General features: G+C 69.1%; 22 protein-coding genes. 14 read left to right on the top strand and 8 right to left on the bottom strand.

Going from position 1 to position 23,423, the window contains the following annotated elements; translation table 11 throughout:
- Positions 1–2: 2 nt before the first annotated feature.
- From EV137_RS34650 to ligD (EV137_RS34625), 6 genes are all read right to left on the bottom strand, one after another.
- On the bottom strand, positions 3–1,262 hold the full coding sequence (locus EV137_RS34650) for an ABC transporter substrate-binding protein (protein WP_134132315.1): 1,260 nt from the start codon (positions 1,260–1,262) through the stop codon (positions 3–5).
- Positions 1,263–1,273: 11 nt separating this feature from the next.
- A complete protein-coding gene (locus tag EV137_RS34645) occupies positions 1,274–2,077 on the bottom strand; it encodes a carbohydrate ABC transporter permease (RefSeq protein ID WP_134132314.1) in 804 nt (267 codons plus the stop codon).
- Positions 2,070–3,008, bottom strand: a complete 939-nt coding sequence (locus tag EV137_RS34640; protein WP_238175761.1) for a carbohydrate ABC transporter permease — start codon at positions 3,006–3,008, stop codon at positions 2,070–2,072. The genes EV137_RS34645 and EV137_RS34640 overlap by 8 nt, the downstream gene beginning before the upstream one ends.
- Positions 3,005–4,204, bottom strand: a complete 1,200-nt coding sequence (locus EV137_RS34635) for an ROK family transcriptional regulator (RefSeq protein ID WP_134132313.1) — start codon at positions 4,202–4,204, stop codon at positions 3,005–3,007. Before EV137_RS34635 ends, EV137_RS34640 begins: the two co-directional genes overlap by 4 nt.
- Positions 4,205–4,289: 85 nt before the next feature.
- The gene (gene ligD / locus EV137_RS34630; protein WP_134132311.1) at positions 4,290–5,180 is read right to left on the bottom strand and encodes a non-homologous end-joining DNA ligase; all 891 of its coding nucleotides are present in this window, start codon (positions 5,178–5,180) and stop codon (positions 4,290–4,292) included.
- Entirely contained in the window at positions 5,177–6,097 is a 921-nt protein-coding gene (gene ligD, locus EV137_RS34625; RefSeq protein ID WP_134005882.1) for a non-homologous end-joining DNA ligase, read from the bottom strand. The genes ligD (EV137_RS34630) and ligD (EV137_RS34625) overlap by 4 nt, the downstream gene beginning before the upstream one ends.
- A gap of 145 nt (positions 6,098–6,242) precedes the next feature.
- Between ligD (EV137_RS34625) and EV137_RS41820 the strand changes: the two genes are divergently transcribed.
- Positions 6,243–6,368 carry a hypothetical protein gene (locus EV137_RS41820; protein WP_255517879.1) on the top strand — a complete coding sequence of 42 codons (126 nt, stop codon included), beginning with the start codon at positions 6,243–6,245 and terminating at the stop codon, positions 6,366–6,368.
- 24 nt (positions 6,369–6,392) lie between these two features.
- Here EV137_RS41820 and EV137_RS34620 read toward each other — a convergent pair whose 3' ends face one another.
- Positions 6,393–7,646: a sensor histidine kinase gene (locus EV137_RS34620; protein ID WP_134132309.1), complete on the bottom strand. Its 1,254-nt coding sequence runs from the start codon at positions 7,644–7,646 to the stop codon at positions 6,393–6,395.
- Positions 7,643–8,335, bottom strand: a complete 693-nt coding sequence (locus EV137_RS34615) for a response regulator transcription factor (RefSeq protein ID WP_134132308.1) — start codon at positions 8,333–8,335, stop codon at positions 7,643–7,645. Before EV137_RS34615 ends, EV137_RS34620 begins: the two co-directional genes overlap by 4 nt.
- Before the next feature lie 125 nt (positions 8,336–8,460).
- Between EV137_RS34615 and EV137_RS34610 the strand changes: the two genes are divergently transcribed.
- From EV137_RS34610 to EV137_RS34550, 13 genes are all read left to right on the top strand, one after another.
- The gene (locus EV137_RS34610) at positions 8,461–8,718 is read left to right on the top strand and encodes a hypothetical protein (RefSeq protein WP_134132307.1); all 258 of its coding nucleotides are present in this window, start codon (positions 8,461–8,463) and stop codon (positions 8,716–8,718) included.
- On the top strand, positions 8,715–9,701 hold the full coding sequence (locus EV137_RS34605; RefSeq protein ID WP_134132305.1) for an AAA family ATPase: 987 nt from the start codon (positions 8,715–8,717) through the stop codon (positions 9,699–9,701). Before EV137_RS34610 ends, EV137_RS34605 begins: the two co-directional genes overlap by 4 nt.
- Positions 9,698–10,627: a DUF58 domain-containing protein gene (locus EV137_RS34600; RefSeq protein ID WP_134132304.1), complete on the top strand. Its 930-nt coding sequence runs from the start codon at positions 9,698–9,700 to the stop codon at positions 10,625–10,627. The genes EV137_RS34605 and EV137_RS34600 overlap by 4 nt, the downstream gene beginning before the upstream one ends.
- The gene (locus EV137_RS34595; RefSeq protein WP_134132303.1) at positions 10,624–11,562 is read left to right on the top strand and encodes a VWA domain-containing protein; all 939 of its coding nucleotides are present in this window, start codon (positions 10,624–10,626) and stop codon (positions 11,560–11,562) included. Before EV137_RS34600 ends, EV137_RS34595 begins: the two co-directional genes overlap by 4 nt.
- A 12-nt stretch (positions 11,563–11,574) precedes the next feature.
- Complete coding sequence (locus EV137_RS34590) at positions 11,575–12,462, top strand: S1C family serine protease (protein ID WP_134132301.1); 888 nt, start codon at positions 11,575–11,577, stop codon at positions 12,460–12,462.
- Between the two features lie 106 nt (positions 12,463–12,568).
- Complete coding sequence (locus EV137_RS34585) at positions 12,569–13,618, top strand: M23 family metallopeptidase (RefSeq protein ID WP_238175760.1); 1,050 nt, start codon at positions 12,569–12,571, stop codon at positions 13,616–13,618.
- Positions 13,619–13,637: 19 nt separating this feature from the next.
- Positions 13,638–14,585, top strand: coding sequence for an ArsR/SmtB family transcription factor (locus EV137_RS34580; protein WP_134132299.1), 948 nt, complete (start codon positions 13,638–13,640; stop codon positions 14,583–14,585).
- A gap of 91 nt (positions 14,586–14,676) precedes the next feature.
- Positions 14,677–15,027, top strand: a complete 351-nt coding sequence (locus tag EV137_RS34575; RefSeq protein WP_238175759.1) for a hypothetical protein — start codon at positions 14,677–14,679, stop codon at positions 15,025–15,027.
- A 30-nt stretch (positions 15,028–15,057) separates the two neighbouring features.
- Complete coding sequence (locus tag EV137_RS34570) at positions 15,058–15,363, top strand: hypothetical protein (RefSeq protein ID WP_134132297.1); 306 nt, start codon at positions 15,058–15,060, stop codon at positions 15,361–15,363.
- Between the two features lie 10 nt (positions 15,364–15,373).
- On the top strand, positions 15,374–15,895 hold the full coding sequence (locus EV137_RS34565) for a DUF6507 family protein (protein ID WP_134132296.1): 522 nt from the start codon (positions 15,374–15,376) through the stop codon (positions 15,893–15,895).
- Entirely contained in the window at positions 15,895–22,563 is a 6,669-nt protein-coding gene (locus EV137_RS34560; RefSeq protein WP_134132295.1) for a toxin glutamine deamidase domain-containing protein, read from the top strand. Before EV137_RS34565 ends, EV137_RS34560 begins: the two co-directional genes overlap by 1 nt.
- Complete coding sequence (locus EV137_RS34555; protein WP_134132293.1) at positions 22,550–23,092, top strand: YrhB domain-containing protein; 543 nt, start codon at positions 22,550–22,552, stop codon at positions 23,090–23,092. The genes EV137_RS34560 and EV137_RS34555 overlap by 14 nt, the downstream gene beginning before the upstream one ends.
- Positions 23,093–23,098: 6 nt before the next feature.
- On the top strand, positions 23,099–23,416 hold the full coding sequence (locus EV137_RS34550; protein WP_134132291.1) for a hypothetical protein: 318 nt from the start codon (positions 23,099–23,101) through the stop codon (positions 23,414–23,416).
- The last annotated feature ends 7 nt before the right edge of the window (positions 23,417–23,423 follow it).

The following is a 23,423-nucleotide window of genomic DNA, read 5'->3' as shown; positions in this document are numbered from 1 at the left end:
GATCACTTCTTCAGCAGACCGTTCACCTTGGACTGGGCGTCCGCCAGCGCCTTCTCGACGGTCTTCCGGCCGGCGGCCGCCGCCGTCAGTTCCTGGGTGACCGCATCCTGCATCTCCTGCTGCCGTTCGATCACCGGTGGGAGCACCGGCGCCTCGAGCGCGGTGAACACGGCCTCACGGTTGGCAGGCTTCGGCTGGTCGAGGTAGCTCTTCAGCTTGGTCTCGTCGGCGACCGGGGGCAGTTCCCAGGACGACGCGAGCCGCGTCTTGGTCGTCTCGTCGGACGAGGCCAGATAGGTGATCCACTTCTGCGCCGCGTCGGCGTTCTTGGACGCGGCGTTCACCACGAGCCCGTTCGCGAACATCGCGGAGGCCTTCTGCGTGTTGCCCGGCTCGACCACGACGTCCCAGTCGAACTTCACGCCGTCGAGCGCCGAGAACATCCAGATGCCGGTGTGCCACATCGCGAGCTTCCCGGACTTGAACAGCTTGGAGTCGAAATCCGGCGTACCGGCTCCGTCGGCCTCGGTCGGCATCGTCTTGCCCACCTTGCCGACCAGGAACTTCGCGGCCTCGACGCCCTGCGGCGAGTTGAAGGTGGCCTCGGTCCGGTCCGCGTTCAGGAACTCACCGCCGTTCTGCGCGAGCACCTTGTAGAACTCGTTGTACGACACCGGCTGGTAGTCGCCCCAGGTCTTGGTCGCCTTGTTCGTCAGCTTGGCGGCTGCGGCCTGCTCGTCCTTCCAGGTCCAGTCGGCCGTGGGCTCGGCGACGCCGGCCTGCTTGAACATCGCCTTGTTGTAGAACAGCACGACGTTGGAGAAGGACTCAGGTACGCCGTACTGCTTGCCGCCGGAGTTGAACGCGTCGTACAACGTCTTCTTGTACGTCGACGAGTCGACGTTCTTCAGCTCGGCCAGCGAGCCGTTGCTCGCGTACGTGACGAAGTTCTCGTAGTTGAGCTCGAAGGCGTCGGCCGCGGTGCCACCAGCGACCGCGGTCTGCAGTTTCGTGAAGTAGTCGGCGTACGGCACGGTCTCGACCTGGACCGTGATGTCCGGGTTGGCCGTCTGGAAAGCGTTGACGATCGCGGTCAGATCCTTCTCGTGCCCGTCGTTGGACGAGAAGTTCATGTACCGCACGACCGACTTGCCGTCGGGTGCGGCGGCCTCTTTGGTCGCGGATCCCTGCCCGCAGGCGGTCAGCGCGAGCGCGGCGGTCAGGCTCAGTGCTGAGACGGCCGCGAACTTGAGTAGGCGCATGGGTGTTCCTCTCACTTGATGCCGGTGTGTGCGACACCGGCGATGATGTGGCGCTGCGCGAGCAGGTAGACGACGGCGATCGGCACGATCGAGACGACGGAGCCCGCCATCACGACGTCCCACTGGGTGGTGAACTGGCCCTGCACCGTGGACAGGCCGAGCGGCAGGGTCATGAACTCCGGCGACCGGATCACCACGAGCGGCCAGAGGAAGCTGTTCCAGCTACCCATGAACGCGAACACGGCGACTGTCGCGAGTGCCGGCCGGATCAGCGGCAGCACGATGGTGGTGAAGATCCGCAGGTGGCCGGCGCCGTCGATGGTGGCCGCCTCGTCCAGTTCGGCCGGTACGGCGGTGACCGCCTGCCGGAGCAGGAACACTCCGAAGGCGGACGCGATCGTCGGGGCGAGTAGCGCGAAGTACGTGTCCTGCAGGTTCAGCGTCTTCATCTCGATGAACAACGGAACGACCAGCACCTGCAACGGCACCATCAGCGTTGCCAGGTAGCAGCCGAAGATCACGTTCTTCAACGGGAAGTGCAGCCGGGCGAATCCGTACGCCGCCATCGACCCGGTGACCAACTGGAAGAGGGTGGAGGCGATCGCGATCAGCAGCGAGTTCACCAGGATCCGCCAGATCGGCACCGCGTCCATCAGCGCGCGGTAGGCGTCCAGTGTCGGGTTGTGGACGATCAGCGTCGGCCCGTCGGCGAGCGATCCCTCAGGCGTGATCGAGGTGATCACGGTCCACAGGAAGGGGAAGAGCATGATCGCCGCGCCGGCCAGGACGGCGGCGTACAGCCAGAGCCTACGCATAGTGCACCCACCGCCGCTGGCCGCGGATCTGGAACGCCGTGATCACCAGGATCACCGCGAACAGGATCCACGACAGTGCGGACGCCTCACCGGCCCGCCCGTACCGGAAGGTCAGGTCGTAGATCTGTCCGACGACCACCTGACTCGAGCCGGACGGGCCGCCGCCGGTCATCACGTACACCTGGTCGAAGACCTGGAAGCCGTTGATCAGCGAGATCACGACCACGAAGAAGGTCGACGGCGACAGCAGCGGCAGGGTGATCCGCCAGAAGCGCTGCCACGCGTTCGCCCCGTCCACCAACGCTGCTTCGCGGACGTCCGAAGGGATGGCCTGCAGTCCGGCGAGCAGGATCACCATCACGAACCCGAGGTCCTTCCAGGCCGAGGACAGGATCACCGCCGGCAACGCCCAGTGCGGATCGGTCCACCAGCCGGGGCCCGGTACGCCGAAGAAGCCGAGAACCTGGTTGACGAGGCCGTTCGCGGGATTGAGCAGCCATTTCCACACCAGCGCGACGACGACCCAGCTCGTCACGACCGGCAGGAAGTACGTCGCTCGCAGGAACGCGCGCCCCTTGAGCCGCTGGTTGAGTACCAGCGCCAGCCCGAGACCGCCGGCGTACACGAGCGGCAGATAGCCGGCGACGTAGATCAGCGTGTGCAGGAAGACGCGACGGGTCATCGGGTCGGTCAGGAGGTTGGTGTAGTTGTCCAGCCCGACCCACTGCATCGGCGAGATCAGGTTCCACTTGTGCAGGCTGACCCACAGGCTGGACACCATCGGCACGAGTGTGAAGACGAACAGCGGGATCGCGCTGGGCAGCAGGAAGAACAGCACCCAGCCGAGCTTCTTCCAACCCGTCGAACGATGTGTCGTGGTTGGTCGCTCAACCTGCTGAGCCTTGGGCCGGGTGAGCGTCGGCGTACTCACGACGCTCCCATCCGGGCGCGGACGAGACGGCTCTGCTCGCCGCCGTTCCCGGCCGAGTCGAAGGGCGAGGCGAGCACGAGCGAGGCCGCGCCGCGGGCCCACTGGTCCTCCGTCCACGGCTCGACCATCACCGGTACGCCTTTGCGGGCCGGCAGCAACGACCGCCGGAAGGACGGCTCGAACCCGGGCTGCCAGAACTCCCATCCGTCGACCCCTTCGCCCAGCAGTACGACGACCTCCGGATCGACGGTGTGGATGACACCGGCCAGGGCCCGGCCGAGCAGATCGCCCGCCTCGGCATAGATCGCCCGCGCGTCCTCGTCCCCGTTGGTTGCTGCCCGCAACAGGCCGGTCAGCGTTCCGCGGGGTCCCAGCACTCCTCGGCCGCGCGCCGTGCGGATCAGCCCGGCCGCGCCGATGTAGGCCTCCAGGCATCCGGTCGAGCCGCAGGTACACGGCGGCTGCTCGCCGCCGGTGCACCACATGGGGATGTGACCGATCTCGCCGGCACCACCGTTGCCGCCGCGGTAGATCCCGCCGTCCACCACGATCGCGCAGCCGATCCCGCGGCCGATCGTGACCACCAGGTACGACGAATGCTCGCGGCCGATCCCGTACAGCCGCTCGGCCGCGGCCAGCGTGTTCACGTCGTTGTCGACGAGCACCGGCGTACCGACGGCCTGTCGCAGGATCGGTCCGACCTGCGCGGCCCGCCACCCGAGTGTCGGCGCGTCGACGATGCCGGACGCCTGCGAGTCCACCGACCCGGGGACGCCGACGCCGACGCCGAGCAACAGGTCGTCGAGCCCGGCGACCTCCTCGGTCAGGATCCGGCCGAGCCGGTCGAGCGCGCCGGCCGCTGCCGGGTCGAAGTCGTGCGAGCCGGACGAGCGCACGCTCCCGTCGAGCTCGACCGTCACCACGGCGACATGGTCGGCGGTCACCTTCGCGCCGAGCGCGACACCGGTCCGGCTCGCCAGGCCGAGCAGCCGGGCGGGCCGGCCGCCGTTCGACGGCACGGACTCGAGTTCCTCGACGATCCCGCGGGCGATCAGATCCTTGGTCACCTGGGTGACCGTCGCCGGGCTGAGCCCGAGGCTGCGGGCGATCGCCGTCCGCGAGGTGGGCCCGCGGGTACCGAGCAGGGTCACGATGCCGGACGGCACCACGTCACTGCGGGAACTCTGACCGCTCACAGACGCTCCTCCGACTTACTTCAGCACTAAATTTAGTGAGAAATTAAGCCCAGTTGCGTCACGCTGTCAAGAGGCCGAGGGCGGGTCAGGCGGCTTGTTCCAGGCGTTTTCGTGGTTTGGTGAGGGAGCGGCCGCGGAGGCGTGGCCAGGGGTCGCCGTCGTGGTCCAGGCGGTGCGGCACGGTGCGCAGGGTGTGGTGGTCGGTGCGGAACTTCGGGTCGTCCAGTTCGCTCCAGTCGAGTGGTGTGGCGACCGGGGCGCCTGGCCGGGCGCGGACCGCGTACGGCGGTACTGCGGTCTGACCGTAGGCGTTGCGCATGATGTCCAGGTACAGGCGGCCCTTGCGCGCTGCCTTGCGCTGTTCGATCGTGTAGTGCTTCGGATCGCGTGCGACGAGCACGCCGGCGACATCGCGCGCGAACGCCCGGACCGTGTCGAAGTCCGCCGTACGGTCGAGTGGGACGTGGACGTGCAGTCCCTTGCCTCCGGTGGTCTTGACGACCGTGGGCAGGCCGAGGTCGTCGAGCAGTGCTCGCAGGTCGAGCGCTCCGCGGCGGGCCGCCTCGAACCCGTCGGGCGGGTCGAGGTCGAAGATCAGTTGGTCGGGATTGTCGGGGCGATCCGCGCGGGACAGCCAGGAGTGCGGCGTGATGCAGGCCTGGTTGGCCAGGTACACGAGGGTTGCGGTGTCCCGTGCGATCGCGTGCGAGACCTGGCCGCTGCCGTCGACCCGGTCCATCGGCGCGGTCTCGATCCAGTCCGGGAAGTACTGCGGTGCGTTCTGGTGGAAGATCTGCTGGGCGTCGATACCGTCGGGATATCGCTCGAGCGACAGGGGCCGGCCTCGCAGGTACGGCGTCATGTGCGGCCCGACGGTCTCGTAGTACTCGACGAGGTCGCCCTTGGTCAGACCGTCGTCAGGGAAGAGGACCTTGGCGGTGTTGCTCAGGTTGATTGTTCGCCGGCCGACCTTCATCGGGCACGCTCCCGGATCACCTCGTGTGCGGACTTGTCGTCGCGGAGTCCCTGGAACCTCGGGTGCCGGAGCCGGCCGTCGCGGGTCCATTCGGAGAACGCGATCTGGCCGACCAGACGGGGCTTCACCCAGTGCACCCGGGACCGTGGGAGGTTGCCCTTGGCAAACGCCGGTTCGTCCTGTTCCAGGGCGGCGAGTTCGCGGCCGAGCTCGTCGAGGGTGTGCTGGTCGTAGCCGGTGCCGACCTTCCCGGCGTACCGGAGTTCGCCGCTCTCGTAGTACCCGACGAGCAGGGCGCCGAAGCCGGATCGGCTGCCCTGCGGGTCGGTGAAGCCGCCGATCACGAACTCCTGCGCGGTGACGCACTTGAACTTCAGCCAGTCCTTCGACCGGCCGTTGGCGTACGGCGAGTCCGCCCGCTTGGCGATCACGCCTTCCCAGCCCTGGCGGCACGCGTGTTCCCAGTAGGCGACGCCGTCGCGATTGCGGTGCGCGGTGTAGCGGAGCGGATCGGCGTACGTGAGGAGCTTGCGGAGTATGGCCTTGCGCTCGCGGAGTTCGACGCCGGTCAGGTCCTGGCCGTCCTGTCGCAGGACGTCGAACAGGTACAGGTAGACGGCGACGTTGCTGCGGCGCGCGGCCTCGGGATCGTTCACCTGCATCCGTTGCTGCAACCGGGCGAAACTCGTGGCGTGGCCCGCGAACGCGACGATCTCGCCGTCCAGGACGAAGTCGCCCTGCTGTGCGGTGAGGGCGTCGACCAGTTCCGGATAGCTGTTGTTCAGCTCGTGGCGGTTCCGCGAGTACAGCGACACCCGGTCGCCGGTCCGATGGACAAGGCACCGCACGCCGTCGAGTTTCCGCTCGTAGATCCACCCCGGATCCGAGAACCGTTCCCCGGTCAACGTCGCCAGCATCGGCGACACCCACCCTGGAGGAGGCTCCAGCCCTTTACGGTCTGCCACCACGTTCTGGTGCCCAGTGGGGCTTGTCGCATGCGTCGAGGGGTTGGAGGACGGGCGGTGGGGGCACCGGGTGGTACTGCTCTGTGGGAGGTGTCACATGGTGACGGCTCAGGCGCGGAAGAGAGTCGCGTGGATCGTGGTGCTCACGCTGGTCGTGATCGCGCTTGTCGTACTGGCGATCCTGTACGGCGGCGGCAGCGGAGGTGGTGGCGGCGGCTACTGACCGTTCTCGGCAGTGCGGGCAGGCTTAGCGGCGGGGGCCCAGGGGGTCTTCGTCGGGTGGGGTGGGGGAGCGGCGGGTCGTGCTGGTGAGGGAGCGTTCGGGCAGCCAGATGACGAAGGTGGTGCCGATGCCCAGTTCGGAGTGGAGGGTGACGGTGCCGCCGTGGGATTCGGCGATCTGGCGGACGATGGCGAGACCCAGGCCGGCTCGGCGCTGGCCTGTGGATGCGACGGTGGCCGGCGGTTGTTGCTGGCCGGCGCGGTAGAAGCGGTCGAAGACGCGGTCGGCGTCGTCGGGCGCGATGCCGGGCCCCTCGTCGCGGACCGCGATCCAGGCCCAGCCGTTGCGGCTGCCGACCGCGAGGACGACTTCGCTGCCGCCGCGGGCGAGGCGGACCGCGTTGGAGAGCAGGTTGTCGACCGCGCGCCGCAGCGCGGACGCGTCTCCGGCGGCGATGGGGCCCGGCGAGAGGCGTCGTACGACGTGCAACTCGCGATCGGCCGCCAGTAGTTCGTACTCCTCGGCCGCCTCGCCCGCGATCGTGGCGAGGTCCACGTCGGCGTCGACGAAGGCCGGTGACGACCGGCGGGCGGAGGCGAGAAGATCCTCGACGAGCCGGGTCATCCGCTGGATCGCGCGGCCGACGATCGCGGTCGCCTGGGCGCGGTCGTCCGGTGGGGTGTCGTCGTGCGCGAGGACGGCGTCGACGTTCGCCTGGATCACGGCGAGCGGGTTCCGGAGCTCGTGGGAGGCGTCGTCGACGAGCTGGCGCTGGGTCAGGAACGCCGTCTCGAGCCGGCCGAGCATGCCGTCGACGGTGTCGGCCAGGTTGCGCAGCTCGTCGCGCGGTCCTTCGAGGGCGATCCGGCGGGACAGATCGGTCGCGGAGATCTCCTGCGCGGTCGCCGTGATCCGCCGTACCGGACGCAGCGCGCGACCCGACAGCCACCAGCCGGTGCCGAGACTGACCAGGAACAGCGCGCCCATGCCGGCCGCGGAGTAGTTCCGCAACGTTTGGAGCGTCTGGTAGTTCACCGCGGCCTGCACACTCGAGAGCTCGGCGGCCTGGATCACCTGACCAGGCTTGAGGTGGAACTCGCCCTGCGCGTCCTTGTAGTACTTCTTGACCTCGATCGAGTTCAGCGGCTTCGGCTCGAGGATCTGCGAGAGGGCGACGTACACGCCGCCGAGCAGGAGCGCGGACAACGCGATCAGTACGGCGGAATAGGTGAGCGTCAGGCGGAAGCGGATCGTCTGCGCCCAGAGCGGAAGCTTCATGTGTCACCCCTGAGGCGGTAGCCGCGGCCGATCACGGTTTCGAGAATCGGTTCCTCGCCCTCGCGCGCGAGCTTGCGGCGCAGGGTGCCGACGGTCACGCGGACGGTCTGGGTGAACGGGTCCGCGTTCTCGTCCCACACGTGCTCGAGCAGTTCCTCGGCCGAGATGACGTGCCCGGGGCGCGACATCAGGTACCGCAGGATGCCGAACTCCTTCAGCGTCAGCGGAAGCTCCCGTCCGGCCCGGGTCGCGAGGTGGCGGGACGAGTCCAGGACGAGATCGCCGACGTGCAGCTGGGTCGTGCCGTTGGTGACGTCGCGGCGGAGGAGGGCGCGGATCCGGGCGAGCAGCTCGACGAGGGCGAACGGCTTGGTCAGGTAGTCGTCGGCGCCTTCGTCGAGCCCGCGGACCCGGTCCGCCAGCGAGGCGCGCGCGGTCAGCATCAGCACCCGCAGCTCCCGTCCGGAGGCCACCTCGATCTCGCCGCGGCGGACCGCGCGGCACAGGTCCAGACCGCTGGTGTCGGGCAGCGTGATGTCCAGGATCGCCAGGTCGTACGGCGTGGTCGCGAGCTTCTCGATCGCCTCGGCGCCGGTGGTGGCCGCGTCGACGGCGTACCCGGCCCGGCCGAGTCCCGAACGCAGCGCGCTGACCAGGCCTTCCTCGTCCTCCACCACTAGTAGTCGCACGCAACCAAGGTAGCCGGGGACCCTCGCGCGGACGGTGTGCGCTTTCGCCGGGCTTTCGGTCGGCTTTCCGGTCGTTTTCGTGGCTTCTTGATGAGCTGTGGCCAATCGAGTCGAAGGAGATCCTGATGAAACTCCCCATGAAACGACTGGTCCTCGGCAGCGCGGTGGCGGTCGCGGCGCTCGGCGCCGGCGGGATCGCGTACGCCGCCGGAAACGACCCCGCCGTCCCGGAGCAGGGTTACGTGACAGTCGAAGACGGCGCGACCACGCCGTCGCCGTCGCCTTCGCGCGACTGCCCGGAGAAGAACGGCGGGGGCACCGCACAGCCATCCGAGCAGCCATCCGAGCAGCCATCCGAGCAGAACCCGGCTGGAAACGCATGAATGCCGCGACTCTCGAACATGCCTTGTTCGAGGTGAAGCGGGTCGTCGTCGGGCAGGACCACTTGGTCGAGCGGATGCTCGTCGGGTTGCTGGCCCGCGGCCACTGCCTGCTGGAAGGCGTACCGGGAGTCGCCAAGACGCTCGCGGTCCGCACGCTGGCGGAGGTGATCGGCGGGCAGTTCTCGCGGCTGCAGTTCACCCCGGACCTGGTGCCCGGCGACATCATGGGCACGCGGATCTGGCGGCCGTCCACGGAAGGATTCGACACCGAGCTCGGTCCGGTGTTCGCCAATCTGGTGCTCGCGGACGAGATCAACCGTGCACCGGCCAAGGTGCAGTCCGCGTTGCTCGAGGCGATGGCCGAACACCAGGTCAGCATCGGCGGTACGTCGTACCCGCTGCCGGAACCCTTTCTGGTGCTCGCGACCCAGAACCCGATCGAGTCCGACGGTGTGTACGCGTTGCCCGAGGCGCAGCGGGACCGGTTCCTGCTGAAGATCACGGTCGACTACCCGACGCCGTTGGAGGAGCTGACGATTCTCCAGCGGATGAGCACACATCGGCCGCACGCGAACGCCGTACTCACTCCGGAGCAGGTCGCACAGTTGCAGGAGGCAACGGACGACGTGTTCGTCCACAATGCGGTCGCGGAGTACGTCGTACGCCTGGTACACGCGACCCGGGTGCCGTCGCAGTACGGGATCCAGGACCTGGCCGGCGTACTGGAGTTCGGCGCGAGCCCTCGTGCCACGCTGGGACTGGTCGCGGCCGGCCGGGCGTTGGCGTTGCTGCGGGGTCGGGATTATGTGTTGCCGGCCGACGTGTACGACGTTGCGCTCGACGTGATGTCGCACCGGTTGGTGCTCACGTTCGACGCGCTGGCGGACGGGGTCGATCCGCGGTCGGTCGTCGCACGGATCCTGCACACCATCGAACAGCCGCACGTGGTGCCGGCCGACGATGCTCAAGGGTCCGCGGCATGACTGACCTGCTGGCCGGGCGGGAGCGGGCGTTGCGCGTACTCGAGCTGACGGTGAAGCGCAAGCTGGAAGGCTTCCTGCACGGCGAGATCACCGGTCTGCGGAGCGGTCCCGGCAGCGAACCCAACGAAGCGCGTCCGTACCAGGCAGGCCAGGACGACGTACGGCGGATGGACTGGAACGTGACCGCTCGCTCCCTGGAACCGCATGTGCGAGCACCCCTCGCGGAGCGGGAACTGGAAACGTGGGCGTTGCTGGACGCGTCGGCGAGCATGGACTTCGGGACTGCGCTGAGCGAGAAGCGTGACGTGGCGATCGCTGTCGTCGGAGCGGTCGGTCTGCTGTCCGACCGCCCCGGCAACCGGCTCGGCGTGCGGATTGCCCTGGGCAACGACCTGCGCCGCCTTCCGGCGGCCCGTGGCGCCGTCCAGCTCCGCCGTACGCTCCGCACTCTGCTGTCGTTGCCCCGAGCAACACCCGGCGCGATTCCGAGCACTGATCTCGGCATCGCGATCAGTCGACTCGACCGCGAACACACACGCCCCGGCTTGCGCGTGATCGTCTCGGACTTCCACGAGGACGGCTGGGCAGATCCAATGCGCCGATTGGCCGCACGCCATGAGGTGATCGCCGTCGAGGTTCTCGACCCGCGCGAGCTCGAGCTTCCCGAGGTCGGGCTGCTCACGCTGGTGGACCCGGAGACCGGCCGCCGCCGGGAGATCCAGACCGCGAGCCGCAAACTCCGTCGCCGGTACGCCGACGCGATGGCCGCGCACCGTGAACAGACCACCCAGGCCATCCGCGCCGCCGGTGCGGCACATCTCGTACTGCGCACCGACACCGACTGGGTCCGCGACGTCGCCGCCTTCACCACCGCTCGGCGCCGGGCCGGCGTACGGCGCAACCCGAATGCTGTGAGGACCAGATGAGATTCGAGCAACCGCTGTGGCTGTGGCTCCTGGTGCTGGTCGCCGCGCTCGTGGCGGCGTACCTGATCGCCCAGCGACGCAGGACGAAGTACGCCGTCCGCTTCGCGACCCTTCCGATGCTGGAGAAGGTCGCCCCGGTACGGCCCGGCTGGCGCCGGCACGCGCCGGCCGCGGCCTTTCTCGCTGCGCTGACTGTGCTGACGATCGCGATCGCTCGGCCGGTCGCAGACATCCGGGTCCCGCGCGAGCGCGCCACCGTGCTGGTGGCGATGGACATCTCGAACTCGATGGCGGCGACCGATGTCGCACCGAACCGGTTCGAGACCGCCAAGCAGGCAGCGGTCGAGTTCGTGCGGGAGCTGCCGGAGAAGTTCAACGTCGGGCTGGTGTCGTTCGCGCGGACGGCGACCGTGGTGTCGGCGCCCAGTACGAATCATCAGGCGACGGTGGACGCGATCACCAGTCTGCAGTTGCGCGACTCGACCGCGATCGGGGACGCCGTACTCACCAGCCTGCAGGCGGTGCGGTCGATCGACCCCGACGATCCGCCGCCGAGCCGGATCGTGCTGCTGTCCGACGGCGGCAACACCGCGGGCAGCCCGGTCGACGAGGCGGCTGCGGCTGCCGCGCAGGCCGGCGTACCGGTGTCGACGATCGCGTACGGGACGCCTGAGGGGACTGTGAACCTGGAAGGGCGTGACGTCGCGGTTCCTGCTGACACCGAGGCGTTGAAGGGTCTCGCGGACGCGACCAGCGGGTCGTTCTACGAGGCCGAGAACGACGAGCAGTTGCGCGACGTGTACTCCGACCTGCAGTCCTCCATCGGCTGGACCACCGAACCCCGCGAGATCACCAACCTGGTCGCGGGCGTCGCCCTCGCCGCGGCGCTCCTGGCCGCTTTGGCCTCGCTGCTCTGGTTCTCCCGCCTCCCGTGATCAGGAGCTGACATGCCTCCCCACCTCGGCCACCCCTTCCGCGGCCCCGACTACATCCCCGGCCCACCACCCACCACCCCCGGCCCACCTACCAGCTTCACCCCGCCACCTCAGGCCGGGGTGACGGTCACACGCACTCCGGTTCGCCGACGTGCCGCGTTCGTCGTCGGCACGCTCGCACTCTCCATCGCCGCCGGGGGAGTAGCAGGTGCCGTCACAGGTGCCCGAGACCCGGTTGTGGACCTCCAGCAGGCAGCTCCACCGGCAGCAGCCGCCCAGGGATCCATCACCGCAGCCGCCGCGAGCGTCCTGCCAGGAGTCGTCTCAGTACGCGCAGGCCGCGCCACCGGCTCCGGCTTCGCGATCGACCAGCAAGGCCACGTGGTGACCAACGCTCATGTCGTGGAAGGAGCGAGTGATGTCTCCTTGGTCCTGTCGAACGGCCGTACGGTCGACGCCCGCGTCGTCGGTGCCGACGAGGACAACGACCTCGCCGTACTCCAGGTATCGACCACCGACGCCGCGGGACTGCGCGCGCTCACGCTCGGCCGGTCCGCGCAACTCCGGGTCGGCGACCCGGTGCTGGCCGTCGGATCCCCACTCGGCCTGGAAGGAACGGTGACCGCCGGCATCGTCAGCGCCGTCAACCGCCAGGCCCGCTTCGGCGACAACAGCACCCGCCAGTCCGCCATTCAGACCGACGCCGCCATCAACCCCGGCAACTCCGGCGGCCCACTCGTCAACGCCGCCGGCCAGGTAGTCGGCGTCAACACTGCCATAGCCACCCTGGGCACCACCCGCTCCGGCAACATAGGCATCGGCTTCGCCATCCCGGTCGACCGAATGACCACCATCGTCAAACCCTCCTCGACTGACGACCAGATCTGGCCAACCCGCTGATTAAGGCTTTGGCTTCATGTTCTCCTGGCGGGCGGGGGGCTCTGTCACACTCGCGGCATTCGTCAGATCGAACAGAAGGGTTCCGCCCATGCCCTCGAAACTGTCCGTGAGAACATCCGCCGCTGCGTTGGCCGCGGCAACCGTCTTCGCTGTTGCGCCCACGGCGTCAGCGGCACCCCGCTCCACCGATGCGAACCCGAGTCCGGCACAGGCCGAGGACAGGCTGCCTGCTGAGGTTGCGAGCGTTCTCGGCACCTCCGGCCGGACTCTGGTCGACGCGGTCGCTGCCGACGCGCTGGGCCGGTCCCACGACGGCCGGGGTCTCACCCCGTCCGTTGCCCTCGGCAAGCTTGCCGCCCAGGGCCGGAAGGTCGTTGTCGATGTCAGGTCGGCCGCGCCTGGCTGGGCGCGGGGTGTCGCGTACGTCGAGGCTCCCGCCACCGAGGGCGCTCATCCGGAGGGCTGGCTGTACATCGCTCGCTACCTCGACGGTCACTGGGTCAGCGGAGTCGAGGGTGACAGCGAGTTCGCTGACCATGTCGCGAAGTCCCCGCTCGTCGGCGCGGCAGAGCGTCGGACCATGACGGCGTACGCGAAACACGAGACCGCGACGACGATGTCTACCACGGCTACCACGGTCAATACCGGTGGGTTGTTGCTGCCGTGGATGCCGGACTACTACATGACCGTGACGGGTGGCCCGCACGCCAGCGACGGCGTGAACGGCTACTGGAGCAGCTTGGACCTTGCCGGCGGCAACGCCAGCGGGCGGGTTCGCTCCTCCCGCGACGGCACGGCCACGTCGATGTGCGGTGCCGGTGGTGGCTGGACGCGAGTGATCCACCCGAACGGCTTCTCGACGGACTACTACCACATGTACAACGCCACCTACTACAACGCGACCCCGGTCGGGACGAGCGCGCTGCTGGGCAACATCGGCCGAGACGTCTGCGCCGGTGGCTCCGCGACGGGCGACCATGTGCACTGGAGTCTGCGGACGTACGACGCCAACTACAACGGCACGTACACCTGGTTGCACGGCCGTACCATCGGCGGCTGGACCTGGTGGAACGGCTCGAGCCAGTACACCGGCTGCGCGACCCGCCTCGGTGTCACTGCCTGTCCGGGCACCGCGATCTACAACCGCACCAGCTGACCCGTGCTTACAATCGGCCGTGGCGCGCTATCAGCTGGAGCCTGGCGACTACGGACTGGTGCGCTTCGCGGTCTCGCCACTCACTGAGCTCGGCAACTCGCTGCGCGCGCTGCGGTCGCCCACCAGCTACCCGCTCCAGGCTCCCTGGTACGCCGCCGCGTGCCGGGTCCGCGACCAACTTCCGCTCGATGTGCTGAGCGGGCTGATCGGCCCGAACTTCGACACCCCCGACCTGTTCAATCCGCGGGTAGGCGTACCGCTGACCATCGACGCCCAGCTCGCCTACCTGCGGGACCAGGACCTGCGCACGCTCGGCGCGGACATCGAGTTCGCGGTCGGCGGCGTACCCCGTCGACTGGGATCGAGCGGGCGATCCTTCGGCGAGCGGCTGGCGGATGCGCTGGCGGCGTACTGGCGGCTGGCGTTTCGGCCGCATTGGCCGCGGATGCGCGCGGTCCTCGACGCCGATGTCGCGGTCCGCGCCAGATCGCTGGCGGCCGACGGGGTGATCGCCACCCTGAACCGTTGCGGGCCGGGCGTTCACGCCGACCCGACGTCCATCACAGCCCAGATCCTGAACGGTCACGACGACCTCACCCTCCACACGCGCGGGCGGCCGTTGTTCGTCGTACCGTCACTGTTCACGCTGAGCAGCTCCACGCCGCTGACCGACTCGGACCCGATGGTGATCTACCGCGCCACCGACCAGCGGGCGATGTGGTCCGACGCGACCGTCCCGCCGGGCGGTGCGGGCTTGCTCAGCCCGCACCGCCTTCGCTATCTCCGGGCCATCGGCGCCGGCCAGTCGACGACCGCACTGGCGGACAGGTTCGGCGTATCCCCATCGGCTGCGAACCAGGCACTCCGCGCAATGGCCTCACAGGGCCTGGTCCGGGCACGCCGCAGTGGCCGAACCGTCGTCTACGAACGCACGCCCCTAGGTGACCAGCTCTCCGACCTGCCGTGATCACCTGGCGCCCGATGAAAGCGATTTGAAAGCGGGGTCGGGAACCCTGGGGCGACTGTGAACGCCGAACGGGCTCAGGAGGAACCGAGAGATGGCTGGTCAGCGATGGGACATGAGTCAGGGCGCTTTCGACCAGGCGGCGAAGGGCACCGCCGGGCGGGCGCAGGACCTGGGCGGACTGGTCAAGCAGCTCGTGGAAGCCGCCGCCCCGCTGGAGGGGAAGTTCGGCGGTGAGGGCAAGAAGCAGTTCGACGCCTTCAAGCAGAACGTCGACAGCGTCGCCGCGAGCCTGAACGCGGGGATGGCGCACCTGGCCGTCGGCCAGCACGGCGTCGGGACCGCGATGAACACCGCGCAGAACGAGCAGGTGACCACGGCCAAGCAGAAGATGGGCAGCGCCGAGGGACAGTCGGCCGCCGCCCGCCGGTTCCGCGGCCGCTGACGCTGATCGCGACGAGGAGAGCTTGGGGACATGAACGAGCGCAACAGCTACGACATCGGCGCCTCCGAAGAGGTACAGACCCGGATCAAGCAGCTGTCGGGGCAGATCAACTCGCTGATCGGCCAGCACGAGCGATCGGTGCAGGCGTTGCTGTCGGACGCGTCGATGACGAACGTGACCGAGGAGTACCGCGGTATCGAGTCGGAGTTCAGCAAGGCCGCCGAGGACGTCCGGGCGATCATCAAACTGCTGACCGACACGTTGCAGGCCAACGACCGTACGGCGGAGGCCGCGCTGAAGAAGGCCAGCGCTGCCGTCAACCAGATCCCGCACTGACCGAGGGGCCATGACGGACTGGGACATCGACCCGGAAGGGGTCAGCCGGGTGCTGCAGGCGACGTACGACGAGGCTCTGAAGCTCGAGACGTACGCCGGGAACTACGGCTCGTACCTGGGGGGTGTGGCCGGTAACGCCGGCGGCCTGATCGCCGACGCGCTGAACGGGTTCGCGATCGCCTACAACGGATCGTTCAACGCGATCGCGGCGCAGATCATCGCGTCGATGACCGGGGCCAAGGACGCCACGATCGCCTACCTGGACGGGCATCAGGAGATGGCGCTGAACGCGCAGCGGGCCGCGAACGGTGTGTTCGACCGGGAGTCCGAGGTAGCGCAGCGCAAGTCGGAGGAGCAGATGAAGTCGCGGGAGGCGGAGCGCCCGGAGCCTGAGGCTCCCTCCACCGGTACGGGCAAGTTCGAGAAGTCCGGCGGTCTTGGTGGGGAGGAGTTGGGCCCGACCGAGCCGTACACCGGCACCGGGGCCACATCGACGGTGGACTCCGGCAAGACCCCGGGCGGAGCTGCCTGATGCCACTGGTCAATCCCGACGGTGTACCGGACCTGATCCCCGGCAACCTCGACTACGTCGAGTCCAACGGCAGGAATCTGTCGGACGTCGGGCAGTTCATCACCGACACCGGCGCGGCCGTCAGCCGGAACTTCTGGCAGTTGCAGGGCGTGTACGTCGCTCCGGAGGCGTACCAGCTGATGTGCACCATCAACCCGGCGTACAACGAATGCGCCCGGGTCGGGAACGCGATCAAGGACGCCGGTGACGCGATCCAGGCGTACGTGCGGGAGGTCCGGCCGCTGCACGAGCGGCTCGAGCGCACCAAGCGGGAGGCGTACACGTTCCTCGAGGTCATCGACCGCGAGGTCACGTCCGAGGGCGAGGACTGGAACGACTACGAGAACATCATTGCCGACAACAACCGGTTGGGCGAGGAGATGGGCAACCTCGTCCTGGCGATCCTCGACTGTCAGGTCAAGTGCGCCAACAAGATCGAGGCGTTGTACGGCGGAGCGGGCTGGAACCCGGAGACGCTCGACCGGAACTGGCAGCCGGGGATGCCGATGCGGACCGGCCCGAAGGTGCTGGTCCACAACGAGGATCCGGTCTACCCGCCGTGGGGCGGGTACGAGGACTGGGACAAGCCGTGGATCATGGACGTCGGCGATTTCGCCGTCGACGCCGTGGACGCGCTGACGGTGATGTTCGGCGTGCAATGGGCGGCCCGGGAGTGGTTCCACGTCGACTCGATGTTCGGGCACCCGCCGGCCGACATGTACCAGACGTTCGACGCCTGGGGCCAGGCCGCGATGGACTTCGTGTCCTTGCTGCACGCCATTCCCGGCGTCGGCGACGCGATCGACCTGGTCACTCCGGACAGCTTCGGCAAGGAGATGAACTCCAGGTTCGCCTCGCAGATCGACGACATCCGCGAGGACTGGAACTCCGGTAATCAGGCGCGTGCGGTGGCCGGCGTACTGGGCTTCGTCCCTGGGGTGGGCAAGCTCGCGACGCTCGCGACGAAGGTGGGCCGGTTCGCGGGGCTCGCGAGCAAGGTGCCGGCGATCGGCAAGATCGTCGATCACGCCGGCACGTACCTGGACTTCAAGGCGAACATCCGCGCCTCGGCGATCCGCGGCGCCACCAAGCTCCCGGTCCTCGGCGATGTGCTGAAGGGCATCTCCCATATCCCGATCCTGGGCGAAACAGTACGCATCGAACGCGGCGTACCTCTCACCAAGACCCTGACCCCCGAACTACCCCAGGTCCACATCACCGACCCCCACCACATCCCCCACAACCCAACCAACCCCCGCCACCCCATCGACCCCCACCAGCCCGTCAATCCCCCCGGAACGGTCGATCCGCGTGGGACGGTCGATCCGCGTCATCCGGTTGATCCGCGGGGGACGGTTGACCCACGCCAGTTGGCGGATCCGCGCAATCCTGTTGATCCACGTCACCCTGTCGATCCGCGCAATCCTGTTGATCCGCGCCAGACTGTCGATTCGCGCCACACCGGCGACCCGGGTCGGGGGGAGCCGGGGGACCGGCGCGGGCGCGAAGAGACCGAGGTGAAGCCGACCACGGTGGACCCGAGGGAGCGCCCCGACGGCCGCCACGAGCCGCAAGGCCGACCGAACGAGCCGCGCCGGCCCGGCGAACCTGAGCAGTCCGGCAGACCCGAGCAGTCGGGCAGGCCGGAGCAGCCCGGTCGCGAAGGTACGCCGACCCCGATCGGCAACCCGACTCCGATTCCGGCAGGCAGAGTCGACCCGCCCGCGCCGGTGGGTTCCCGACACGGCGGCGACGTGCCGTCCACCCACACCCGCCCCGACGACGGCCCGGACCAGACTCACCCGAACGACGACGGCAAACCCAACCGAACCAAACGCCGCCCCGAAACCCCCACCACACCCCGCGAACACACACGCCCGGACCACCCCAACCACCCGGACCACACAGATCGTCCGACCCGTCCAGACCGTCCGGAGCACACGGACCGTCCGACCCACCCGGACCGCCCCAACCGTCCGGAGCACACGGATCGCCCGACCCACCCGGATCGCCCAACTCGGCCGGAGCACCCGGATCGGCCGGATCGACCGGACCAAACGGATCGGCCGGATCGACCGGACCAAACGGATCGGCCGGATCACACGTCGGAGCCGGGCAAGACTATGTATCCCGAGCCTGCGCCGTTCGCGCCGGTTGCCGCGACGGCCGGGGTCGACACGGGTCGTGTGGCCCGCTCCAGCCAGGGCGGTTCGCCGGTCGACGACCCACACCACCGCGACCGAAGCGCGGACCACGAAGCCGACCGGACCGCGGATCGCAATCCCGACCCCGACGCGAGCGCGGATCGCAGTCCCGACCCCGACCGGAGCGTGGATCGCAATGTCGGGAACGGCGTGCCCGAGAAGGCGTTGCGGTTCATCAGTGAGCGGGTGCAGAGGTTCTACGAGCACCCGGGTGCAAGGGTCGAGCTGCTCGATCGCGGCAGCGAGCGGTACAAGAGGTTCGCTGAGCAAGCCCGCCGCGGGCTGGACACCGGCGACCTGCCGGAGCGTCAGCGCAAGGGCCGCGAGTACCTGTCCGAAGCCCTCGACGGATCGCATCCGCACGCCGTGGTCGCGAGCGTCGGCGACCGGATCGTGTCCGCGATCTCCCTCGACGTACGCCATGGTGAGGTCCAGCTCAGCAAACTCGGCAGCGCCCACACCGGCTTGAAGGGCGCGGCGACCGCGGTCGAGCACTTCGTTGCGCGGTACGCCGCGGACAACGGCGGCCTCGCGGTCACGTCGGAGATGCCGCTCGCCGATGCGCACGACTTCCACCACAAGATCGGCCGTCGTACGGACCGGATGCCCGGCAGCGGCCTGTCCGAATGGTCGCCGTCCGACGTGCAGCAGATCGCGCGGCGGGCGGATTCGATGTTCGACCCTCAGACGCTGGATCTGGTACGCCGGGATTTCGCGGAGCTGCACGCACGCCGTACGGAAGGTTCGCCGTACGGCATCGACCCGGGTGCGACCGCGAACAGACTGTCGCGCGCTGCCGACGAGTTCCGCCGTGAGGGCGGCCGCGTCGAGGTCGTCGAGAACGACACCGACGCCGACGCGCACGTCGATCTCGGCGACGGCAACGGCGTCAACGTGCCGGCGGGGGGCCGGACCTTCGTCTCGTACGGCCGGCACGGCCGCCCGGCGTCGGTGCTGGCGATCCGAGACACGCCAACGCACGTCGAGATCGAGGAGCTGCGGCTCGGCGGCACGCCGTCGCACGGTTCGGTGGAAGCCGGCGTACGCGAGCTGGTCCGGCACGCGTCCCGCAGCGGACGCGACATCCGCGGACGGGTGACCGGGGACGCGGGTACGGCGTTGGGCCGGGCACTCGGGACGGAGCACGGCCGTACGCCGACCGGAGGCCTGCCGTCCCGCTCGGCCACAGAAATCACCCACCACCTACCCGAAGGAGACCGCCCCCCAGTACACGTCGTACGAGAAGACGGCACGGTCCAACACCCCCAGCCGTCTCACGTCGGCGAGCCGTCTCACGCGGGTCAGCCGTCTCACGCGAGCGAGCCGTCTCACGCGAGCGAGCCGACTCACGCCGGCGAGCCGGCCCACACCGATGGACTGCATCGTGCTGATCGGCCGGGGCAGTCGGAGGGGCACGAATGGCCTGGTGCGGATCCGGATCATGTCGCGCCGCGTCGTGGCGACGGATCGGGGCACGGCGACGACGACGGTGGTATTGCGGAGATCGGGCGGAGGCTGTCGGGGGACGACGACGGCGGCTTCGCGGAGATCGCGCGGAAGCTGTCGGGGGATGACGACTCGAGTGCCCGTCCTGCGACGGAGGGGTCTGAGAGGTCGGAGGATCCGGGTCGTCATGCCGAGCAGCCCAAGCACGTGTGGCAGCCGGAGCATGCGCAGCGGTCGGGGCGGGAGGAAGCGTCGCGGCGTGCGGGAGAGCCGGGGCGCGCGGCAGAGCCAGGGCGCGCGGGAGAGCCGGGGAATGCGGACGGGTCTGGAGGTGCGAACGGGCCCGGGCGTGCGGACGGGCCGGGGCGTGCGGACGGGCCCGGGCGTGCGGAAGAGCCGGCGGATGGTGGGCAGGCTGGGCGTGGTGGGGATGACGACGGGCTGGGAGAGATTGCGCGTCGGCTTCTTGGGGAGGACGGGGGCAAGGGGCGACGTACGCAGGGGCGTTCTGAGGCGCCGGGAGGGGTAGGACGGCGCGGGGAGCGTGGCGAAGAAGCGAGTCAACGTGGTGCGGAAGCGGGTCGCCATGGTGGGGACTCGGCCCAACGTGGTGGGGAGTCGGCGCAGCGCCGTGGGGACTCGGCGCAGCGCGGTGGGGATCCGGCGCGGCGTGGTGGGGATCCGGCGCGGCGTGGTGGGGAGCCGGATATCGGTCGGGCTGCCAAGTGGCGGCCGGGTGATGAGAAGTTGATTGAGTCGTTGCGGTCGGATCGGCAGCGCACCGGGGATCCGGGGGAGCCGCGGTCGGACGTTCGGCCCGTGTTGTGGGAGAACCCGGATCCGGACGGCCGGAAGCTGGACCGGCTCCGGGCGGCTTCGGCCGGCGATCGGCTGGCGCGGGTCGACGAGTGGTCGCGCATCCTCGACGACGGGTCGCCCGACGCGCTCGCTACGCGGACGGCTTGTGCCGAAGCGTTCCGGGTGTTCGCCGACATGATGAACGGTGGCGAGCCGCGACTTGCCGTCGGCAACGCATTCGGTACGGGAGAGCCGCGGTCGGAGATGTGGGAGTGGTTCGGCGGCCGACCGGCGCATCGATTGCATGACCCGCGGCTCGGTACGCCGGAGCAGTTCACCGCCGACGCCTACCAGCAGTTGGAGCGGTCGTTGCGCGGGAGTCCGCCGGGGACCGTGGTCTATATCGGTGTCGATTGGCATGAGGGCAGCGGGCACGCCTTCGGTGCGTTCGTCGACCGAGGCGGGCGGGTTCGGTGGTGGGACAGGAATCAACGGCTGTACGACAAGCACGCGCCGGTGACCGGTCCGTGGCCGCCGCGGACCCGGGCGCTTCGGTCGATCGAGGTGGCGATGCGGCGACCGGGTGAGCGGTGGTTGACGCCCGGCGCCGATGGTCGGTGGGGCGAACTCGGGCCGCTGCCCGACGACTCGCAGTTGATCGACTATCGCTACCCGCGGCCGGAACGCCCGACGACACCAGGAACCACACAGCAAGCCGGCGAACCCCAGCACCCACAGGCCAACTCCGGGCCAGGCGAGCACGAGACACCGCGCCCGGCGGTTGGCTCGGCGAGTGGTGACGGCAGCTCGCCGCACCAGCCGGTTGGATCCGGTGATGGCGATCCGTCACGGCAGCCGGTTGGTTCGGTGGGTGGTGATGGTGAGTCTTTGCGCCGGTCGGTTGGATCCGGTGGTGGGGAGCCGTCGCGGCGGCCGGTTGGTTCGGTGGGTGGTGATGGTGAGTCTTTGCGCCGGTCGGTTGGATCCGGTGGTGGCGGAGGCGAGCCGTGGCGGCGGCCGGTTGGTTCGGTGGGTGGTGATGGTGAGTCCTCACGCCAGCCGGTTGGTTCTGGTGGGGATGTTGTGGCTTCGGGTTCGGTCGTTGGGTCTGAGGGGCCTGCGGAAGCTGGGGCTGTTGGGCGGTTGGGGCGGAACGAGTTTCGGGCTCGCGTACCGGAGGGTGGGGCGCCGAGGTTGTCGGTGACTGCGCGGGAGGCGGTGGGTGCCGATCCGTGGGGGCGGCATGTGCCTTGGTCTGCGGTGGATCGGTTGGTGCCGCGCGAGGTTCGGGTGAACCCGGCTGCCTGGGAGCGGATGGGCGACGAGTGGGACAGGTGGATCGCGTCCGGGCACGAGGTGCGGGCCGAGCTCATGCCGTCTGTGCCGGGCGCGGAGCCGGGTGCGCTCAGGGTGCGGTACGAGGTTGTCGACCCGCGTACCGGTCGGACCGTCTGGGACGGTGGGCGCGCAACGTTCGACCACACCGGCGGCGCCGTACTACGGCACCCGGACGGCAGCGTCGAGCAGTTCGAGCCAACCGGTACGTCGACGTACAACCAGCTCCCCGACCCGCAGCCGACGGCGCACAACAAGTTGCCCGAGGCGCCCAACCCGATGCCGGAGGTGCACAGCAAGTTGCCCGGGGCCGGGGTGCATGCCGCGGTGCCTCAGGTGCATAGAGGTAATGGGCGTGGGGTGGACTTCGAGCGGTTGTTCCCGGAGTTGGTCGAGATCAATCCGGATCGGCCGGGGTTGCCGGCCCGGAGGAAGTGGCAGAACTGTGAGGCTTCGGTGATTGCGGCCGAGTTGACCTTGCGGGGGCAGCCGTCTTCGGCGGTGATGGTTGAGCCCTGGGAGCTCGAGGGGAGTCAGCGGCTGCGGATGACGCAGCGGGTCGGTGTGCCGTACGCGACCTTCCGCGAGGTCGGTGACTTCGAGGAGATCGCCCAGGAGATCTATCACGCCGGTGACGGGGCCCGTGGCCTGGTGTGTGGTTATCGCTCGTTTCTCGGGATCCCGACGTCGGGACACGTGTTCATGGTCGTCAATCGCCACGACCGCGTGTACTTCGTCGACCCGCAACAGCGCACCTGGGCACGGCTCGAACGGTTCGGCGCCGGGCTCGAGTTCCTGCGGACGAACTACGGAAGCAACGAAGGACAGTCGCATGGAGCTGAGTGAAGCGCGCGCAGTCGCAGCCGCGTTCCTGGAGAGCATGGAGTCGCCGGGCGAACCGTTGCGGTTGGCAACGAATGACGAGCAGGTCGCGGATGTCGGCTGGGCGTGGGTCTTCGCCTGGTCGACAGCGCAGTGGTTCGACACCGGTCAGGGCAGGCCACCCGTCGGCGGCGGTCCGATCGTGGTCGTGAAGGCGACCCGCGACAGCTGGATGCTCGGCAGCGGTACGCCGTACGACGAGCAACTCACGGCGTATGCGGCCGAACGCGGCTGGGAGCACGTGGATCCCGGCGCAGAGCCGGCGACGAAGCTCGCTGCCTGGCTGACCGTGCAGTCACCGGCACGTCCGGATCCGGTGACGGCGGCCGACCTGGCGACCTGGCGCCGTCGCGAGGTCCAGGGCTGGTGGCTGTTCGAGATGCCTGGGTTCACCGACACGATGTTCCTGGTCGGGGACGGCACGGTTCACGAGTTCCACCCGAGCCGGACGTCCGTCGACGAGGCGCTGGCCGCGGCCGGCGGGACGGGGTGACCGGCCGTGCCTCGGGAGTACAACAACCAGGTCATCGAGTCGGTCAGCGTACGGCGGCAGCGGCTCCGTGATGCCGCTCTGTTCGGGGCCGACCGGGCCCGGCACAGCCTGGACGAGGGCGTCGGCAAGTTGTTCGCCAGTGTCGCGCTGGCCGCCGTGATCTGCGCCGGGTGCGTGGGCTGGTCGTTCATCGATCGCGAGCTGGCCAAGGAGAAACAGCACCAGAACCAGCCGACGCAGACGGTGGCCCCCAGCCCGTCACCAACCTCATCAGGAACGCCGTCAACCAGACGACCCACGGCGAGCCCAACCCAAACGCGCTGAGCGCCAT

Origin of the sequence: Kribbella pratensis (assembly GCF_004366075.1) — a bacterium.
Lineage (GTDB): Bacteria > Actinomycetota > Actinomycetes > Propionibacteriales > Kribbellaceae > Kribbella > Kribbella pratensis.
This window is presented reverse-complemented; position numbering and strand designations above follow the sequence as displayed.

Excerpts from the sequence above, each read along its gene's own strand:
- EV137_RS34650 (WP_134132315.1), bottom strand. The coding sequence starts at position 1,262 with ATGCGCCTACTCAAGTTCGCGGCCGTCTCAGCACTGAGCCTGACCGCC.
- EV137_RS34645 (WP_134132314.1), bottom strand. The coding sequence starts at position 2,077 with ATGCGTAGGCTCTGGCTGTACGCCGCCGTCCTGGCCGGCGCGGCGATC.
- ligD (WP_134132311.1), bottom strand. The coding sequence starts at position 5,180 with ATGAAGGTCGGCCGGCGAACAATCAACCTGAGCAACACCGCCAAGGTC.
- ligD (WP_134005882.1), bottom strand. The coding sequence starts at position 6,097 with ATGCTGGCGACGTTGACCGGGGAACGGTTCTCGGATCCGGGGTGGATC.
- EV137_RS41820 (WP_255517879.1), top strand. The coding sequence starts at position 6,243 with ATGGTGACGGCTCAGGCGCGGAAGAGAGTCGCGTGGATCGTGGTGCTC.
- EV137_RS34620 (WP_134132309.1), bottom strand. The coding sequence starts at position 7,646 with ATGAAGCTTCCGCTCTGGGCGCAGACGATCCGCTTCCGCCTGACGCTC.
- EV137_RS34610 (WP_134132307.1), top strand. The coding sequence starts at position 8,461 with ATGAAACTCCCCATGAAACGACTGGTCCTCGGCAGCGCGGTGGCGGTC.
- EV137_RS34605 (WP_134132305.1), top strand. The coding sequence starts at position 8,715 with ATGAATGCCGCGACTCTCGAACATGCCTTGTTCGAGGTGAAGCGGGTC.
- EV137_RS34600 (WP_134132304.1), top strand. The coding sequence starts at position 9,698 with ATGACTGACCTGCTGGCCGGGCGGGAGCGGGCGTTGCGCGTACTCGAG.
- EV137_RS34595 (WP_134132303.1), top strand. The coding sequence starts at position 10,624 with ATGAGATTCGAGCAACCGCTGTGGCTGTGGCTCCTGGTGCTGGTCGCC.
- EV137_RS34590 (WP_134132301.1), top strand. The coding sequence starts at position 11,575 with ATGCCTCCCCACCTCGGCCACCCCTTCCGCGGCCCCGACTACATCCCC.
- EV137_RS34575 (WP_238175759.1), top strand. The coding sequence starts at position 14,677 with ATGGCTGGTCAGCGATGGGACATGAGTCAGGGCGCTTTCGACCAGGCG.
- EV137_RS34570 (WP_134132297.1), top strand. The coding sequence starts at position 15,058 with ATGAACGAGCGCAACAGCTACGACATCGGCGCCTCCGAAGAGGTACAG.
- EV137_RS34565 (WP_134132296.1), top strand. The coding sequence starts at position 15,374 with ATGACGGACTGGGACATCGACCCGGAAGGGGTCAGCCGGGTGCTGCAG.
- EV137_RS34560 (WP_134132295.1), top strand. The coding sequence starts at position 15,895 with ATGCCACTGGTCAATCCCGACGGTGTACCGGACCTGATCCCCGGCAAC.
- EV137_RS34555 (WP_134132293.1), top strand. The coding sequence starts at position 22,550 with ATGGAGCTGAGTGAAGCGCGCGCAGTCGCAGCCGCGTTCCTGGAGAGC.